The organism is Pseudoalteromonas nigrifaciens (genome assembly GCF_002221505.1).
GTDB lineage: Bacteria > Pseudomonadota > Gammaproteobacteria > Enterobacterales > Alteromonadaceae > Pseudoalteromonas > Pseudoalteromonas nigrifaciens.
The window spans coordinates 1,244,080-1,261,646 of the sequence record NZ_CP011036.1 but is presented as its reverse complement, the minus strand read 5'-3'; the positions used below and the strand labels follow the sequence as shown (position 1 = coordinate 1,261,646).

At 39.6% G+C, this 17,567-nt stretch carries 18 protein-coding genes and 4 tRNA genes; 10 read left to right on the top strand and 12 right to left on the bottom strand.

Features of this window, described 5'->3' with window-relative positions; translation table 11 throughout:
• Window positions 1-46 precede the first annotated feature (46 nt).
• The gene (locus tag PNIG_RS06145) at window positions 47-640 is read right to left on the bottom strand and encodes an MlaC/ttg2D family ABC transporter substrate-binding protein (protein ID WP_011327815.1); all 594 of its coding nucleotides are present in this window, start codon (window positions 638-640) and stop codon (window positions 47-49) included.
• 245 nt (window positions 641-885) lie between these two features.
• Between PNIG_RS06145 and PNIG_RS06140 the strand changes: the two genes are divergently transcribed.
• A complete protein-coding gene (locus PNIG_RS06140; protein WP_011327814.1) occupies window positions 886-1,413 on the top strand; it encodes an acyloxyacyl hydrolase in 528 nt (175 codons plus the stop codon).
• A gap of 94 nt (window positions 1,414-1,507) precedes the next feature.
• Window positions 1,508-1,654 carry a DUF2897 family protein gene (locus PNIG_RS06135; RefSeq protein WP_011327813.1) on the top strand — a complete coding sequence of 49 codons (147 nt, stop codon included), beginning with the start codon at window positions 1,508-1,510 and terminating at the stop codon, window positions 1,652-1,654.
• A 37-nt stretch (window positions 1,655-1,691) separates the two neighbouring features.
• On the opposite strand, the gene PNIG_RS06130 is transcribed toward PNIG_RS06135, so the two are convergent.
• The gene (locus tag PNIG_RS06130; protein ID WP_011327812.1) at window positions 1,692-3,107 is read right to left on the bottom strand and encodes a YjiH family protein; all 1,416 of its coding nucleotides are present in this window, start codon (window positions 3,105-3,107) and stop codon (window positions 1,692-1,694) included.
• 65 nt (window positions 3,108-3,172) lie between these two features.
• The gene (bamC, locus tag PNIG_RS06125) at window positions 3,173-4,231 is read right to left on the bottom strand and encodes an outer membrane protein assembly factor BamC (RefSeq protein WP_089368008.1); all 1,059 of its coding nucleotides are present in this window, start codon (window positions 4,229-4,231) and stop codon (window positions 3,173-3,175) included.
• Window positions 4,232-4,584: 353 nt separating this feature from the next.
• On the opposite strand from bamC, the gene PNIG_RS06115 reads away from it, so the two are divergent.
• Window positions 4,585-5,121 (top strand): glycine cleavage system transcriptional repressor, encoded by a 537-nt coding sequence (locus PNIG_RS06115; protein ID WP_011327809.1) that lies wholly within the window; start codon window positions 4,585-4,587, stop codon window positions 5,119-5,121.
• Between the two features lie 14 nt (window positions 5,122-5,135).
• Complete coding sequence (gene bcp / locus PNIG_RS06110; RefSeq protein WP_011327808.1) at window positions 5,136-5,615, top strand: thioredoxin-dependent thiol peroxidase; 480 nt, start codon at window positions 5,136-5,138, stop codon at window positions 5,613-5,615.
• Between the two features lie 254 nt (window positions 5,616-5,869).
• Here bcp and PNIG_RS06105 read toward each other — a convergent pair whose 3' ends face one another.
• The 4 genes from PNIG_RS06105 to queE form a co-directional block, all read right to left on the bottom strand.
• Window positions 5,870-6,112: a DUF2789 domain-containing protein gene (locus PNIG_RS06105; protein WP_011327807.1), complete on the bottom strand. Its 243-nt coding sequence runs from the start codon at window positions 6,110-6,112 to the stop codon at window positions 5,870-5,872.
• Window positions 6,113-6,215: 103 nt separating this feature from the next.
• The gene (locus PNIG_RS06100; protein WP_089368007.1) at window positions 6,216-6,677 is read right to left on the bottom strand and encodes a flavodoxin family protein; all 462 of its coding nucleotides are present in this window, start codon (window positions 6,675-6,677) and stop codon (window positions 6,216-6,218) included.
• A 427-nt stretch (window positions 6,678-7,104) separates the two neighbouring features.
• A complete protein-coding gene (locus tag PNIG_RS06095) occupies window positions 7,105-7,848 on the bottom strand; it encodes a class I SAM-dependent DNA methyltransferase (protein WP_089368006.1) in 744 nt (247 codons plus the stop codon).
• 194 nt (window positions 7,849-8,042) lie between these two features.
• Window positions 8,043-8,708: a 7-carboxy-7-deazaguanine synthase QueE gene (gene queE / locus PNIG_RS06090; protein WP_089368005.1), complete on the bottom strand. Its 666-nt coding sequence runs from the start codon at window positions 8,706-8,708 to the stop codon at window positions 8,043-8,045.
• Window positions 8,709-8,854: 146 nt separating this feature from the next.
• Between queE and queC the strand changes: the two genes are divergently transcribed.
• On the top strand, window positions 8,855-9,511 hold the full coding sequence (gene queC, locus PNIG_RS06085) for a 7-cyano-7-deazaguanine synthase QueC (RefSeq protein WP_011327802.1): 657 nt from the start codon (window positions 8,855-8,857) through the stop codon (window positions 9,509-9,511).
• Window positions 9,512-9,558: 47 nt separating this feature from the next.
• Here the strand turns inward: queC and PNIG_RS06080 are convergent, their stop codons facing one another.
• Entirely contained in the window at window positions 9,559-10,008 is a 450-nt protein-coding gene (locus PNIG_RS06080; protein WP_089368004.1) for a methyltransferase family protein, read from the bottom strand.
• A gap of 185 nt (window positions 10,009-10,193) precedes the next feature.
• Between PNIG_RS06080 and PNIG_RS06075 the strand changes: the two genes are divergently transcribed.
• On the top strand, window positions 10,194-10,436 hold the full coding sequence (locus PNIG_RS06075) for a hypothetical protein (RefSeq protein ID WP_089368003.1): 243 nt from the start codon (window positions 10,194-10,196) through the stop codon (window positions 10,434-10,436).
• Here the strand turns inward: PNIG_RS06075 and PNIG_RS06070 are convergent.
• The 4 genes from PNIG_RS06070 to PNIG_RS06055 all read right to left on the bottom strand — a co-directional run bounded on the left by PNIG_RS06070 (window position 10,431) and on the right by PNIG_RS06055 (window position 16,095).
• Window positions 10,431-11,477, bottom strand: a complete 1,047-nt coding sequence (locus PNIG_RS06070; RefSeq protein WP_089368002.1) for a hypothetical protein — start codon at window positions 11,475-11,477, stop codon at window positions 10,431-10,433. The two genes, PNIG_RS06075 and PNIG_RS06070, sit on opposite strands and share 6 nt — an antisense overlap.
• Window positions 11,478-11,786: 309 nt before the next feature.
• Complete coding sequence (locus PNIG_RS06065) at window positions 11,787-12,725, bottom strand: class I SAM-dependent methyltransferase (protein ID WP_086998148.1); 939 nt, start codon at window positions 12,723-12,725, stop codon at window positions 11,787-11,789.
• Window positions 12,726-12,727: 2 nt separating this feature from the next.
• Entirely contained in the window at window positions 12,728-14,722 is a 1,995-nt protein-coding gene (gene uvrB / locus PNIG_RS06060; RefSeq protein ID WP_011327796.1) for an excinuclease ABC subunit UvrB, read from the bottom strand.
• Window positions 14,719-16,095: an MATE family efflux transporter gene (locus tag PNIG_RS06055; RefSeq protein WP_011327795.1), complete on the bottom strand. Its 1,377-nt coding sequence runs from the start codon at window positions 16,093-16,095 to the stop codon at window positions 14,719-14,721. Before PNIG_RS06055 ends, uvrB begins: the two co-directional genes overlap by 4 nt.
• A 1,049-nt stretch (window positions 16,096-17,144) precedes the next feature.
• Here PNIG_RS06055 and PNIG_RS06050 point away from each other — a divergent pair.
• From PNIG_RS06050 to PNIG_RS06035, 4 genes are all read left to right on the top strand, one after another.
• Window positions 17,145-17,221, top strand: a tRNA-Asn gene (locus PNIG_RS06050).
• A gap of 21 nt (window positions 17,222-17,242) precedes the next feature.
• Window positions 17,243-17,319 (top strand) — tRNA-Asn (locus PNIG_RS06045).
• 22 nt (window positions 17,320-17,341) lie between these two features.
• Window positions 17,342-17,418 (top strand) — tRNA-Asn (locus PNIG_RS06040).
• Window positions 17,419-17,443: 25 nt separating this feature from the next.
• A tRNA-Asn gene (locus tag PNIG_RS06035) sits at window positions 17,444-17,520 on the top strand.
• Window positions 17,521-17,567: the final 47 nt, after the last annotated feature.

Genomic DNA, 17,567 nt, shown 5'->3' with positions numbered 1-17,567 from the left:
CTTATTTGGTTGGAGCTGGACTTAATCAGGGTCACATAATCTACTATTAGTTGCTTTTTAATTCGCTAATAACGCTCTCTATACCTACATCAGAAATACGTTGTATAATTTCTTTTTGCTTGGCGCTGAGCAATGAAATGCCTTCTGCAACTATGTCGTATACTTTCCATTGTTCATCTTTCCCTAAGCGCAATTTAAAATGTAAATCTATAGTAGGCGCATTTGCTTGTATTATCTGGGTTTTAACCGTAGCGTACTGTGAGTCGCTCAAAGCGTTATCTTGCTCAAAAACTACTTTTTGACCAGTGTACTTCATTAAAGCACCGGCATAAGTGCCTGTTAAATAATGCTCTACTGCATCAATAAAATTAACTGCTTGCTCGCGCTCAATGCCCTTTATATGTTTGCCTAATAATTTAAATGCTACAAATTTTATATCAATATGCGGCATTAAGCGCTGCTCAACAATGTTAAACATGTCTTCTTTACTTGCATCGCCTTTGGCATTAACTTGGGCTATATCGGCAAATAAAGTATCGGCTACGCTTTTAAGGAGTTGTTGTGGAGATTGTTGCGTTTGAGCAAAAAGTGAGCCGCTAAAGAATACAGCTACAACGAGAAACAGTTTTAAAAACTTCATAATAAATTATTGTCTGTGTGATTAAGATGACGCTAATTTACGCGATAATTACACCTTTAAATAGACTTAAATAAGCAACTTATTAATGCCCATTTAGCACCAATAAAACAAAGTAAATAAATTCAATTAGTTAATCAACCTCGGTTAACACCCTATATACAAGCGTATTTTTGTCCCATTGAAAACACCCATGTTGCGCCCTTACTATTTAGTCACTATTTAACTCAGGTACAGCACTGACACCTATGAAAACGTCATTTTTATCATTATTTATATTTGTTTTATTATTCACGAGTCAACACGCATTCGCACAATCGCAGCACGGCTACGCAATTGATCTGCTCAAGGGAGAAGGTGGCGTAAATGGCTTTAAACTAGCCCATCAATATTATCCTACAGGGTTGCAGTCTTTACTTGGCGATACGCGCTTTTATTTCGAAACCAGTGTAAACCTTTGGCAATATAACCATGGCGATAAAACACAGTCTAATGTAGTGCTTGCCATGTCGCCTGTGCTGTTGTTCCCAGCATTTAGCATTAACAATACCCCCATATATGTAGAAGCGGGTATTGGTATTTCATTGGTTGATGAAACCTATTTTGCGGGTAAAAACATTAGCACTCACTATCAGTTTGAAGACAGAATTGGCTTAGTTGCTGATTTTGGCGAAACCAACGTGGCGCTAAGAATTATTCATTACTCTAATGCGGGCTTTAAAGATCCCAACCCCGGGCTAAATTTTTTAACTCTATCGGTAGCAAAACGCTTTTAAATACAGCATTAGCACCATTTTTTAAGTCACTTTATTGCTGTTTTAAACTAAAACGCTCACACTTATACTTTGCTTATAATTAACGGACGTTGCTATGCAAACTTGGCACATGGTTGTTATTGTTATCATTGTATTTGCTATTATTATTGGTAATCTTGCACTGCTAAAGCACTCGGCAAATTTACCCTTTAAAAAAACAAAGCCCGATAAAACTAACTCTACAGATACAAAAAAGCCCTGAATATCAGGGCTTTTTACTGCTTAATCTTTATAACCAACTAACCAACTAACCAGTGCGCCATTAAGGCAATAACTGGTAAAGTGATTAAGGTTCTAAGAATAAAAATAATAAACAATTCAAAAATATTAACCGGTATTTTACTGCCTAGTAAAAGTGCACCCACTTCCGACATATAAATAAGTTGCGTTACACTCATTGCCGCAATAATAAAACGGGTTACGTCGCTCTCAATTGTGCCCGCTGCTAATATTGAAGGAATAAACATATCAGCAAAACCAACCATAATCGTTTGTGAAGCAAGCTCAGCTTCTGGTATTCGTAGCAGCTCTAAAAATGGAATAAACGGCATACCTAAATACTGAAAAACAGGGGTATATGTGGCAATAATTAACGCAAATGTACCTACCGCCATTACGACAGGTAATACAGCAAACACCATATCAAATGCATTGTGTAAGCCTTCTTTTAACGTGCCTTTAAACCCTGGCGATCTATGCGCTTTAGCTAACGCAACATCTAAAGAATGCCCAAACAAGGTTTTACCACTTGGTACAGACTCAGCATGCTCATCGCGTTTACTGCCATCTATAAAGCTATCTTTTTTGAAGCGTAACGGCGGTAAGCGCGGCACAATAATCGCAGCAACCACACCGGCTAAACACACTGTTAAATAAAACGGTGCAAAGTGACTCTCTAAGCCCACTTGTTCAATAACCACTAAGCTAAAGGTAATCGAAACTGCCGAAAACGTAGTACCAATTATGGCCGCTTCACGCTCAGTGTAATGTTTTTCTTCGTACTGACGCGCAGTCATTAAAATACCTACGCTGCCATCACCTAACCACGACGCCGCACAGTCAACAGCACTGCGCCCCGGCACACCAAATAACGGACGCATAAGTTTAGTAAACAAGGTGCCCACTAGCTCTAACAAACCAAAATTTAATAACAGCGGCAGTAATAACCCCGCTAAAACAAATACCGAAAACAAAATAGGCAATAAATCGTTTAAAACCAAGCCGCCCGTATCTGCCGAGGTAATAGCATTAAATACCGGTAATAAAAACGCAGGAAGCGCCGAGCTCACGTCTGCGCCGGTTTGACTAATAAAGGTCAAAACAATAAACAGCATACCCAGTAAGCGAATACCTAGCCAAAGCCAGTTAACATCAAATAAGTGTTTTAGTATAAAAGACTTTTTAATAAAGCTAGGCTTAACAACTTTAGCTAATAGCGAAAGCACACCCGTTACACAAATAATGAATGTAAGCAGCTCAATCATAACAGAGCTAATTCCCTCTTTAATTGCTTTAGCCATTAATGCAATGGGAATGGTCATACCATCAGCAATAGGGATTGGTGTCATAAATAAAAACAAACCAATTAGCGAAGGAACTAAAAAGGTAAGCCAAGTGCGCATATTATATTGCGACGAAGTGGGTAACTGAGACATATTTTTAACCTATAAAAACCACAAAAAGAGCAAAGTGCTCTTTTTGTGGTAAAAACTTATTATTATTAAATATTAATACCGCGCTGAATGAGTGCAGCCACTAATGCTTGCTGTAAACCATTCATAGTACCTGGCTCAAGCGTATCGCCTTGTTCATCCATCCAGGTCAGACTAGTGCCGCCTTGTTTGGTTTTACTTACTAATATTTGATATTGACCTTCATCAATAGGTAATTGGGTTACTTCGTCACCCCAAATAGAATCCCATACACTTGACTCTGGTTTTTTATAATCTGCCGTAATTAAGCCTGTATCTGGGTTAATTTCAACAATAGTGAACGACAAGCGCTCTAAAAACCCTGAAAAACGGTCAAATACAGCTTCATACGACTGCTCAGTTACAAGTGCTGCATTACCTTTGTTATCAAAGCCCATTTCTAAAGAAATAATACCTTGGCGTTTGCGCATATCAACTTCAAGTTGACGATAACGATAATCAAACTCGCTAATAACTTGGTTAAGTGCACGCACTTCTAACTGTTGCTTAAATAAATCACTTAAAGGCTCATCACCTTTAAAGTCAATAAGTTCAGCACTTAATGAAGCCGTACGCTGATGCGACTTTTCTTCAATTGTAAATTTAAAGCGTTCTAAATCAACACTTTCGTTGCTATTCCATAACCAGCTTTCTTCTGGCTTAATAATAGCGTACCAATCTGTTTCTATAATGCCTAGTAGCTTGTCTGCTTTAGTCGCTTGCGTGTTATTGTCGGCTAAAACCGCATTAATAGACTCCCAAATAAACTCATCTAGGTCATCAATACCATCGTTTTTATCAAAATAAACACGGGCGTTTTTATCTGTTTCTTCAACCCAACTACCCTTTGCTACTGTAAGTACTTGAGCAGGCGGACGGTAATTTGTAGCATCTGGATTATTACTATATTGGCCTACATCCATTTTATATGTTGGATCTTGAGCGGGTTGTGATAACGATGCAGGCACTTTTACTGCTTCATGAGCGCGATAATTACGCTCGTCATGTGCATCATTAGTAAATACACTACATCCTGATAAACTTACCAATACACTTACTGTTAGTGCTTTTGGGATCCAATACTGCACAGATATTTCTCCTTAGCATACCCTTTAATTGTTTTAACAAGTATATGAGTGGGTAATGCCGATTTGGTTCAGTGTAAAATCAATATTAACTTTACAGTTATAATTTGGTTGCCTGGTTGCTTAATACTCACCTCTGTTAACAAAAGTAAGCAACAAATAGACACATTTGGGCTATGGTACTTTCCCATGCTTGTAAAAACAAGAAACACTGTACTTTTAAACTGCTAAATTAGCAGCCTGTGTAGTTTAAACACGTTTTTGTGTTAAACTTCGCCGCCACGCAACTTTATGTGTTTACTTTTTGTGTTGCCAACTGCGCTGTTGTAATTCAAGTAACTTAGGTATTTAAACCCATGACTGCACACTCAAATCATCAAATTGTTTTAACAGCTATTGGCGAAGACAGGTCTGGCATAGTTAGTGAGTTAACTCAGCTAGTAAGCGATTGCCACTGTAATATAATAGATAGCCGCATTGCTATTTTAGGTAACGAATTTACATTTATCATGCTACTTAGCGGTGACATGTCGGCTATTAGCCGCATAGAACACACCCTGCCTACCAAAGCGATGGAACTGGGTTTGCTCACTATGATGAAGCGCACAGCAAGTCATAACCAAGGAGCGTTTCGCGCCGGTTACACATTAGAGTACACAGGCACCGACACACCCGGCACTTTGAGTAAAGTTACGCGCTTTTTTGCAGACAACAATATTATTATTTGCTCACTAAAGTCAGACACTTATGATGACGAAGAAGCAGTAATGAGAATGCGCTGTGAACTAGAGTTTAATATTCCTGTTGAAGTAGATGTAGACCAATTTAAAATTAGTTTTGAAAAACTTTCTCACCTTCTCAACGTAGACTATATATTTAGACGTATTCGTTAAATTAAGGAGCAAGCATGAACAAAATCAGCCCATTACAAGCCGGCGACAACGCCCCCGCTTTTAGCTTACAAAACCAAAACGACGAAACAATCACCTTAAGCGAGTTGTTAAAACAGCAACAAGTACTGGTTTATTTTTACCCTAGAGCGTCAACACCAGGCTGTACCGTACAAGCCGAAAACCTACGCGACCAGCAAGCAGAACTGGCAAAATTTAACACCCGCGTAGTAGGCATAAGCCCAGATCCAATTAAACGCCTTAAAAATTTCGAAACTAAAAAAGAACTTAACTTCGATTTACTCTCAGATGAAGATCACGCCATTGCAGATGCATTTGGAATTTGGGGCTACAAAAAATTTATGGGCAAAGAATACGACGGCATACACCGCCTGACATTTTTAATCGGTCAAGACGGCAAAATTAAACACCTGTTCGATAAGTTTAAAACCAAAGATCACCATCAGGTAGTGTTGGATTATCTCGCAGCAGAATAAGTTAGCGGCAGAGTAAGTTACTCGCTGTTAGAAATTAGACTTAAAAAAGCGTTGCTCAAGGGCAACGCTTTTTTGTGGGTGTTGATTAAATTATACTTTTCATCTAAAGGTAAACTCACAGTGACTATCAAACGCTCAATGATGATAATGTCTGAAGTCAAGATTTGACCCCTACGGCTTTCTATGGTTTTTGTTCTACATTCGCTACGCCTAAGATCGACATATCTATTATCTGATAATTACTGCAAATTTATTTACTCAGCGACGTTTGACAAAAGTAAATTTAAATCATCGATGACTTGAGTCCACATGCTGTTTTTATCCCATTCCTCTTGGAGAAACGTGCGTTGGCTATCATTCCAAATCTTAGATTCTTTTAATGATTCGCCTGCTGCTAATTGATTTTTTTCGATAAACTCATTAATGGCGTCATCCGAACTGTCTAATCCTAATTGCGCAAACAAGTTATTCATCGTATATTCTGATTCTGCTAACATTTTGTTTCTCCTACAATTATTTTAATTTAAACCTTAGCATATTGGCCCGGGTAAGTATACTCAGCCTGGGTAGAGCACGCGGCTTACCCTGTGTTTTGGTTCGTTAATAAATCCCCACATCAAGCCCAGCTGCTATGGTCATACCTAACGCTTCGCATTGCTCAAGAAACGCTGGTTGCCAGTCGCCACGACACACTAATGGTGGATGAGCCCAGTGCCAACGCAAGCCACTACAAATTGATTCAACTGCTCGGCAAGTACCAGTACCATCGTTACCAGCACGAACAAATAATGCACAAGGCAAACCCTGTTTTACATCTAGGCAAGGGTAATAACAACGGTCAAAAAAATCTTTCAATGCGCCACTCATATAACCGAGGTTTTCCGTCGTGCCCATAATTATCGCATCGCAAGCTAATACATCTTCAGGTGTGGCGTTTAATGGTGATACCCAGCGGGCTTGTACTTGCTCAATTTCTGGATGCTGTGCCCCTGTCAAAACAGCATTAACCATTAACTGGGTATTTTTAGAGGGCGCATGGGCAACAATTAACAGTGTTTTCATAGTTTTCCTGCTTTTGTGTTTTAGCGGCAACTGTTTTTCGCCAGCTATGTTACTGCCGATAGAGTAGAATTTTTATACTATAAGATAAAGCCATTGATAAGTTAATACTATGTCATTAGATAAAATACCGGCGCAAATTGCCACTGCTCGGCAAGGGCCGTGTGAAAAAATGCCGCCTGTAGAGACAAAGAGACAAGGGGGTCGAGACAAGGGGGTCAAATCTTGACTTCAGACATCACGATTAATTAACGAATGATCTCCAATCGTACGACAACGCTAAATGCTGATAATAATTGGCAAGATATTTTGCTGTGTCGGATGGCGCTTCGCTTATCCGACCTACGTTTTCAAATATATAATGCGGGTTTATTAGGGGGTGGGTATTCGTTGGGTTTCGCTACGCTCTACCCAACCTACGTCGTTTGTCTTAAATTTTTACGCAAGCAAAAATAGCATTGCCCGAATTACCATTCCACGGGGTTATTTGCTCATAGTTATGCTCAAATATATGGATTTCGAAATAAGGCTGCAAAACTGCTTTTAGCTCGGTGAAGCTAAGCGCCACCATGGGGTGTTCATCATTCCAGATGAATGTTTCATCGCTTGTGGTTTTTTCAATACGCAGTTTTAGCGACTGTTTTTCGCCCGTGCCACTGTAATGCCAGCCAGAGCTGAAGGTAAATAAACTATTTTCACTAGTTGCTGTATGTTTTACAAATGAATCGTTATTTATAGTATTTTTATCAACTGCGTTAAAACACAACATGCCACCGGCTTTTAGTGCGTTATGTACGCTGATGATACATGCTTTTAATTTTTCAATGCCATCACAGTAGTGAATTGAATACAAAAAACAGGTAATTAAATTTTGCTGCTGCGCTACGGTAAACTCGCTCATATTTTGCAATGTAAATTGTGCTTCTGGGCAGCGAATAGCGGCTCTATCTAGCATAGGTTGATTAATGTCGAGGCCACTGCTTGTATAGCCAAAATTAATAAAATGCCGTACATGCGGGCCTGTGCCACACGCTAAATCTAGGTGTGTATTTGCGCCATTACCAAAAATTTGGTGTAACCGTTTAATAAAATGGCTTTGAGCTTGATAATCTATATCAGCGCACATTAAGTCATAGTAACCAGAGAGATCTGTGTATAAAGCATTTGCGGACATATTGGCCTAGTTATTAAAGGGTAAGTAATTTGGGTGGCGCATAGTAAACTAGTTATTAGTATTAGCGAAGTAAGCTTTAGGGTAGATGTAATTAAGGGTGTCGGATGGCGCTTCGCTTATCCGACCTACGTAATATAAATTAACGCCGAGCTGGTATTAGCTCAAAGCTAATCACTTAAAACCCGGCTTAATTATTAGTTAATCCCTAAATACTTATGCACTTGAATTGATAAGCGCCAGTTTTTAGCAATACAGGTTTTAATAGCCAGTTTAGTTGCTGACTCTTTTTGGCTAATAGGCTGTAAATAAACCAATTTAGGGTTAACACCCGTTTTAACAAACAGCTCTTCTAGCTCCTCTACATGCTTTTGCATGGCAACGGGGTGTTTAATTTCGTTGGCGCGCTGCATGGCGGTTGTAAGTACCTCAAAACCGCCGCGCATATTAATTTTTGGCGATACAGTAACCCAAGTTTGCGCTGGGGCAAGTATTTCAAAGGTGCCGCTGGTTTCTATTTGCGTACTGAAGCCGTTTTCGTGCAATAAATTACACACTGGGTTTAAGTCGTACATGCAAGGCTCGCCACCTGTGATCACCACATGCTTTGCGGTATAACCACGTGATTGAAATAACGCTAATATGTTTGCTGCGCTGGCTTGTGCCCAATGATCTGAATCGGCTTTTTTTTCTACTGTTTCGTCAAGCGACACTTTGTACACATTATCAACATCCCATGTTTGTTTTGTATCGCACCAAGAGCACCCTACTGGGCAACCTTGCAAACGCAAAAATATAGACGGTGTACCAGTATAACTAGCTTCACCTTGGATGGTTTCAAACACTTCATTTATTTTGTACAAAAGAGAACTCACTTACGATCAAGCAGCAAAATTGCTACCATTAAGGACTAAATAGCGCAGCGCAAAAATTGTTATTTATGCCGTGGGCATGTAGTATATCGTGCCCTGATATAAACCTCTATTAAAACTAAAGAGCAAAACCAGATATGACGCAAAAAGTAGTAGTTATTTATTCCGGCGGTATGGATTCATTTACCGTATTAAATAAGGCCCTGCAACAAGGACATGATGTTTATGCCTTATCGTTTGACTATGGTCAGCGTCATGTAAAAGAACTTAAGGTGGCAGCCCAGGTATGTAAGCAATTAAATGTGCCACACAAAATTGTTGATATTTCGGCTATTAATCAAATTATTGGCGGCTCATCTTTAACTGATGATATTGACGTGCCAGAAGGCCATTACGAAGAAGACAGCATGAAAAGCACAATAGTGCCAAACCGTAATATGATTTTACTGTCTTTAGCGGTAGGTTATGCAGTGTCGCTTAAAGCGAGCCAGGTTTATTATGGTGCCCACTCTGGGGATCATGCGATTTACCCTGATTGTCGTCCTGAATTTGTGCAAAAAATGGATGATGTGTGCCGCATTGCCAACTACGATGCCGTAGAAATTTTTAGCCCGTATTTAAACAATACAAAAATTGATATTTTAACCGATGGTATTGCAATGGGCTTAGATTACAGCCAAACATGGACCTGTTATAACGGCCGTGAAAAAGCCTGTGGTAAATGTGGAGCATGCCAAGAGCGCTTAGAAGCATTTGAGGTCAATAACTTAACCGACCCGCTAGAATACGAATAAACAATTTATTAAGGCTATCATCGATAGCCTTTTTTATGGGTGCTTGTTTATAGCCAGCGTTTTACTTTGTTTTTGTATTGGATGTAATCCTCACCAAAGAGCTGAGTAAGCGCCCGCTCTTCAGGAATAATTTGAAACAGTGTTAAGTAGGCAATAAAACCCGCCACACACAAAAGTGCCCATAACGAGCTTAACCAAATACCCCACCCTAGTAGTATAAATACAAAACCCACATACATAGGGTTACGAGAAAACCTATAAACGCCACTGGTAACTAAACTTGTCGCTTGCTCTGGTTTACTTGGGTTTACTGTGGTGTTAGCCAAACGAAAACTAACCAATCCGGCAATACAAAATACGCAGCCTATAGTTACTAAACTCACCGTTAAATATAAAATAAAGGCACTAAAATCAATCACACTATAATGTGCAATTAAGGCCATTATTAATGCAAAAAAAAGCACAACAACAAGTGGAGGAATTTTATTATTTAACATAGCAGCTCACTTAATTAGTTAATAAAAGGGGCAAACTCTTTGCTTAATCATTACACAATATAGCCAATGTATAAACTACCAGCACACCGGCAATCAACATTTAGAAAAATAAAGTTACAATTAGGCGCTTTATCGTAAATGTATTACGGTTATACTTTAACCAAAGTAATTAACAGGAAGCGGTTATGTCGGGCACTACCATGATTGTATTAATTGTACTTATATCTGTTGGCTCTGGAGTTATATACGATATGTACAAAAAACATTTAGAATTTAAACACCGTATGCAAAATAATAATAGCGATGCTAATAAGCACCTTGCTGAAGTAAATGCGCAAGTTCAAGCATTAAAAGAGCGTGTGCAAACCCTTGAAACCATAGTTACCGATTCAAGCTTTGACGTAAAACAAGAAATAAATAAACTATAAATAATTTTCATATAAATGGGCGTTTTCTGGCTGCTCAATACCGTGGGCAGCTAAAAAACCACCAATAACCTGACCACAGCCCTGTGGTGCTCGGGTGCTGTCTATTTCAAAGTTTAATTGATTAGCGTGCTGCTTGCCCATAGAGCACAAGCCTAGCGCGTCTGGCGAACGTATAGCTACACTTAACTCCCCTATTTGCTCGGCCATTACCTGTTTGCTAAAGCGTGCAAAATTTTTATATTTAAAGTGCTCGCTTACATACTCGTTACTAATGGCTACAAGCGCTGTAATAAAGCCATGTAAAAAGCTATTTGCCGACGTATCGGTTATTAAAAATGCCATGGTTTTATTATTAAACTCATTTAATTGGCAATCACTACAATTAAGCTCAAGCGTATATAAGTGCTGTTTACTGGTTATTACTTGATGGTTTTTAATTACTATGCTCATACCGGCAAATATCAGCCGTTTAGCTATCGATTGAGCGCTCGCTTGATCAGTGCTATTACTTACCAACTCAGGGTTTTGCGCCATTAATGACAAGTCGTGATGGTTATTAAATGGCGTACTTGTTGCCCCTTTATGCGTTAATTGCAGCAGCTCTCGCACTTCGTGCTCTCGTGCTATTTTAAGTGCTAAAAACGCAGTTTGAATAAGCTCTGAGGTTGGTAGGTTTTTTTCTACTAGCCAGCGCCTGCCAAATAATAATTTTTTTGCGCGAGTGTGATTTTTGTTAGCTGCGCTATTTTTCTCGCAGTTTGAATTATTTGAATAGTTGTCTGGGCTAAGCACTGCCACTTGTAAGTAAAGCTGTTCATTTTGCTGGGCAGCAACCACTCTAAAGTGCGCCGAAAAGTCGATATTTTCAAGCACTGTATTAACACTTTCAAGTGTGTGTTGGTAGCGTAAAAAATGCTGTGGAACAACCCAATTATTATTCTTTAATTGCACCAAAGGGGCAAACGAAATTGGCTGCTCGTAACTGTATTGCCATTTTTTATTATTGACGAGAGGTATACGGTGGCTGTTTTTATTTGGCATAAATTAGTTCGCACATGGCAATGTATTGTCTGTAGCTATTTACGTTATTAGCGGCAATATTAGATCACATTTATGTGCAATTCTAAGTGGCTAATATTTAATTAATTAAGCTCTGCGTTTGTGATGATCGGGTGCAGGAATGCCTGCCTTAAAAGTAAAATTACCTATTACCCCCATAAACACTACTTTAGGTAAATAGCGCCTTAGTAATAAAAATGGCGCATGTATTATAAACATTGCGCCACGGCTCATTTTTTACTGGTAACTAATAACTAAAAACTGGTTATTAATTAAGAGTCATAATTTAAATTAGGCTACTGTTTGCGATGTTTTATAAACAAGCGCTTTTAAGCTTCTGTCACGATCTACTTCAATAAAACGCTCTGTAGCAGCTAACCGTTCAACAAACTCAATAGCGCCCTCTGTGTGCTCTGTAATTAAGGCTTTAAAAGCCTCTTCACTAAGCTCTGGGCTGTTAGCGCAAAGTAATAGCTGGGTTGTATCGCTTAATAGCTCAGGTAATCTGCGCAGTACTTTTTGATAGTCTTTCGTTAAAATAAAGCTGCCTTTTTGAAAGCTTGGCGGATCAACAATAATGAGAGCAAACGGCGCTGCTTTTTTTAATTTACCAAACGACTTTAAAATATCATGCGGTAAAAAGCTCACCCCTTTATTAAAGCCATTGAGCTGATGATTTTGTTTACCCACCCTAAGCACGCCTTTGCTCATATCCATGTTCATTACATGATCGGCTCCGCCTTGCATTGCCGCCAGCGAAAACCCACAGGTATACGAAAATAAGTTAAGTACTTTTGCCTGTTTACTGTTTGCTTGCACAAACTCACGGCCGCTGCGCATATCAGGAAATATTCCAGTATTTTGGCGGCTGGTTAAATCAACTAAAAAGCCAATACCGTTTTCTTTTACCACATGTTGGCTAGGCAATTGCCCATAAACCAGAGTATTTTGGCTTTGTACACCCGCGCGCTGCTGATACACAAGCGCAGTAATAAGCTCAGGGTGATGTTGCTGCGCCCATTGCCACAGCACACTGGTTAGTTCGCTCAGCGTTGGCTCATCTATTTCATCATAAGACACTAAAAACAAACTAGGTGGGTAAAAGTCTAAGTTAATATGGCTTAGCGCTTCTACGCTATGGCCGCGGCCATGAAACACGCGGCACAGCTCATTTTTTAATAAAGGGGCATCGGCTAATGCGTCAATAAGTGGAGTAAAATTAGGGGTCATAGTTAATTTATCAACTGTTGTTGGAGTTCGTGTATTTCATCACGCACTGAGGCTGCTTTTTCAAATTCTAGATCACTGGCGTAAGCGTGCATTTTACTGTCGAGTTGCTTAATTTGCACTGTGATTTCTTTAGCACTAAGGACTTTTTTAGACTCTTTACGAATGAGTCTAAGGTTATCTTTTGGCCCTGCTTCTTCGCCTACGTCCATCGAATCTAGAATCTTTTTGGCTAACGAATGTGGTTCAATACCGTGTTCAATATTATAAGCATGCTGAATTTCGCGCCTACGTGCGGTTTCGTCCATCGCCTTAGCCATCGATTTTGTAATTCGATCACCGTATAAAATTGCGCGCCCTTCTAAATGACGTGCGGCGCGGCCTACGGTTTGAATAATAGAGCGCGCTGAGCGTAAAAAGCCTTCTTTATCGGCATCAAGAATTGCCACCAGTGCTACTTCTGGCATATCGAGGCCTTCACGCAGTAAGTTAATGCCTACTAACACATCAAATACTCCAGCGCGTAAATCGCGAATAATTTCGACTCGCTCTACGGTGTCTATATCTGAGTGAAGGTAGCGCACTTTTACATTGTGCTCACTTAAGTAGTCGGTTAAATCCTCCGACATACGTTTGGTTAGCGTGGTAACCAGTACCCGCTCACCTTTCTCAACACTTTTATAAATTTCTGAAAGCAAGTCGTCAACCTGGTCCCCCACTGGGCGCACTTCAATAAGTGGATCAAGCAGTCCTGTTGGTCGAATTACTTGCTCTGCAATTGCGCCTACGCAGCGATCTAATTCAAAATCGCCTGGGGTTGCCGACACATAAATTGTTTGTGGCGAAATAGCTTCAAATTCTTCAAAGCGCAGTGGGCGGTTATCCATAGCCGATGGCATTCTAAAACCATATTCAACCAGGTTTTCTTTGCGGCTTCTGTCGCCTTTGTACATAGCGCCAATTTGCGACACTGTTACATGCGATTCATCAATAATCATTAATGCATCGTCGGGTAAATAGTCAAGTAAAGTTGGCGGCGGATCGCCCGGTGTACGCCCCGATAAGTAACGGCTGTAGTTTTCTATGCCCGAGCAATAGCCAAGCTCGCGCATCATTTCAATGTCGTACTGCGTACGCTGTGTTACGCGCTGCTCTTCTACCAATTTATTGGCACTTAATAGCTGTGCTCGGCGATCTTTTAGCTCTTCTTGTATTTTTTCGATAGCACCAAGAATTTTTTCACGCGGGGTTACATAGTGTGTTTTAGGGTAAATAGTGGTGCGCACTATGTGTTTTTCAATTGCGCCTGTGAGGGGGTCAAAAATACTTAAGCGTTCTATTTCGTCATCAAACATTTCTACACGTATCGCAAATGTGCTTGATTCTGCAGGAAATATATCAACCACTTCGCCACGTACTCGGTACGTGCCGCGGCTAAAGTCTACATCATTACGGGTATATTGTATTTCGGCTAAGCGGCGTAGCATATCGCGCTGATCCACTTTTTCGCCCACTTTTAAAAGTAGCATCATTTTCATGTATGATTTTGGATCGCCCAAACCATAAATGGCCGACACTGAGGCTACAATTATAGTATCGCGGCGCTCAAGCAGTGCCTTTGTAGCACTTAAGCGCATTTGCTCAATGTGTTCGTTAATAGATGCGTCTTTTTCTATAAACGTATCACTAGAAACCACATAGGCTTCTGGCTGGTAATAATCGTAATAAGAAACAAAATATTCAACTGCGTTTTTAGGAAAAAACTCTTTCATTTCCCCGTAAAGTTGCGCGGCTAAGGTTTTGTTATGTGCCATTATTATCGTTGGACGGTTTAAGTCGTTAATAATGTTAGCCATGGTAAAGGTTTTACCTGTGCCGGTAGCACCTAGCAAGGTTTGATGAGCAAGCCCGGCCTCAAGCCCTTCGCATAACTGCGCAATCGCGGTGGGCTGATCTCCCGCAGGCTTAAAGTGTGACTTTAGTTGAAAATGATCGCTCAATGACTGCACTCCTGTAACGATTGGTTACTTAATGTTTCAAGCTCTTTCATAAACCATTTATAGGCCACCAAAGCGGTAAACAAGTTACCCACAGCAGCGCCAATAAATAACCCCAATAAGCCAGCAAGTTCGTTGCCTATATACGCAAAGGGTAAATAAAAAATAAATAAACGAATAATACTTAAAAACAATGCGTTCATCGGTTTATGTAAAGCATTAAACGATGAGTTTGATAATATGATCACCCCTTGCAAGCCGTAACTTAATGGAATGGTGTAAATAAATAGTTTTATAACATCAATAACGGCTTGTTCTTTGCCAAATAACTGGCTTAACACGCCTGCACTAGCAATTAGTAATATATAAATAATAAACTGCCAAACCATTACAAATTTTAAGGTGCCGGTGTAGGCGTCTTTCACTCTGGATAATTTACTAGCACCAAAGTTTTGGCTTATAAATGGCGGTAATGTCATCGAAAGCGCCAATACTAACAAGCTGGCAATAGATTCTATTTTACTCCCTACCCCAAATGCAGCAACCGCTTCGGGTCCATGGTGAGCCACTAATGCGGTCATTACTGCCATTGCAACTGGCGTAAGCATATTTGCCCCTGCCGCAGGCAAACCAATTTTTAATATTTTACTAATAGAGCCAATAACCGTTTGTTTACCTGCTTTTAAACTCAATAAACGTTTTTTTAGTAATATATATAAAATAACCACTACCGCTACTGACCAGGCAATAACACTGGAAATAGCAGCGCCTTCAATACCTAATGCCGGAATAGGTCCAAAGCCAAAAATAAGTATAGGATCGCAAATGGCATTTATTAGCCCTGCCCCGCCCATCACAAAGCTAGGCGTTTTGGTGTCGCCGCTGGCACGTAATACCGAGTTGCCAATCATAGGTGTTATTAAACACACGCTGCCTAAAAACCATACATTCATATACTGATGTATTAGCGGTAATACGTTTTCACCAGCCCCTAGTAAAGTAAATATAGGGTCAATAAACACATAACCAAAAAAAGATAATATAAGTACCAAAATCACAGCCACCAATAAAGAAATACTGGCATCAAAACGCGCTTCATTTACTTTGTGGCTGCCCAAGGCTTTTGCAATAACCGCAGAAGTGCCTATGCCCAAACCAATGGCTAAGCTTATTACCATAAAAGTAACCGGAAATGTAAAGCTCACGGCTGCTAATGGCTCTGTTCCTAATAAGCTAATAAAAAACGTATCAACAATGTTAAACATCATCAACGACACCAAGCCAAATATCATTGGAATGGTCATTTTTTTTAGTGTTGGCGAGATAGGATCATTGAGTAAATCAGGGCGAGTATGTTTTTCTGAAATTACGCGCATAGAATAAGTTGGCCTCTTTTTACTGAGCTAAACATTTTAAAGCATCTGGGCAATTCAAGCCATGCTTTATTGAGTATAGAGGGCTAAATACCTAACTAAGGAGTAAAGCTTTGTTTTCAAGCCTTAGCGTATAAATTCACCTTGAGAGCGCCAAAAAACAAATATAGATCATTTAAATTACTTTTATAACATTTAACGCTTCATAAATGGTGCATTATCACACAACATATTTTTTTACTTTATCGTCACGAAAAGTTTTACTTATCGTTAGAGTCGCTTTCAGCATCAATTCGTAACACACTGTTTTTTAATGATTTAAAAAAACATTCTTAAAGACTTGAAATCGTTGCAGCCCCCTAAAATACTGGGGGTACTGAAGTTCATAAAGTTTAATAAACAGAGTTATCCACAGAAACCGTGGATAACTCATTCAAAGCCGCATTTATAAAGGGGTTACAGCGGATCAAATAAAATGCCGTATTAAACTTATCCACGTTACCAATATGAAAACTTTCTTGGGCTTTAATGTAAAGCTTGCTGTTAGCTGCAATCACCACCTTATTGAGCAACCTAAAGGTGTAAATAAAATTATTTAAGCTATTGATTGTGTTGTTTTTGTACAAACCTTTGCGATTGGCTAATTATTAACTAATAAGTAATTAAATAAAGATATTTTTAGTTTTTGCCGTATTCGTTTTTTATGGAATTTAAGTATTAAATCGATTTTAAGCGTTAAATTTTAAAAACCACTCTGCCTGTGTAAGCTCTTTACGGTAATGTTTTTGTAATATTGAGCGCTATTTTTAGGTGTAATGGCTGTTTTTTATATTTTAAATTAAGTAAATACGCCCTTTAATTTAATAATTTTTAAAAACAAAAGTACTTTTTCATAAAAATGACGCGCTTTAATTTTGGCATTTGTGCTATAAAACGTGCAGATCGAACACAAAAACAACGAATAGAGTTCTTTTTTGTATTTATGATCTTTTATGTGTTGACACTTTGCGGCTGGATCATTAATATTTCGCCCCGTTGAAAGGCAAGACGCTTCCCCCTTAGCTCAGTTGGTTAGAGCGACGGACTGTTAATCCGCAGGTCCCCCGTTCGAGTCGGGGAGGGGGAGCCAAGTTTTTCAACCATAAACGATTCCCCCTTAGCTCAGTTGGTTAGAGCGACGGACTGTTAATCCGCAGGTCCCCCGTTCGAGTCGGGGAGGGGGAGCCAAGTTTATGTTTATGATAGTAGTTCCCCCTTAGCTCAGTTGGTTAGAGCGACGGACTGTTAATCCGCAGGTCCCCCGTTCGAGTCGGGGAGGGGGAGCCAAATCATAAAATAGCACTACTTTAGTTCCCCCTTAGCTCAGTTGGTTAGAGCGACGGACTGTTAATCCGCAGGTCCCCCGTTCGAGTCGGGGAGGGGGAGCCAATTGCTAATAATTCCATAGACATTCCCCTTAATATCTACTACCCTTT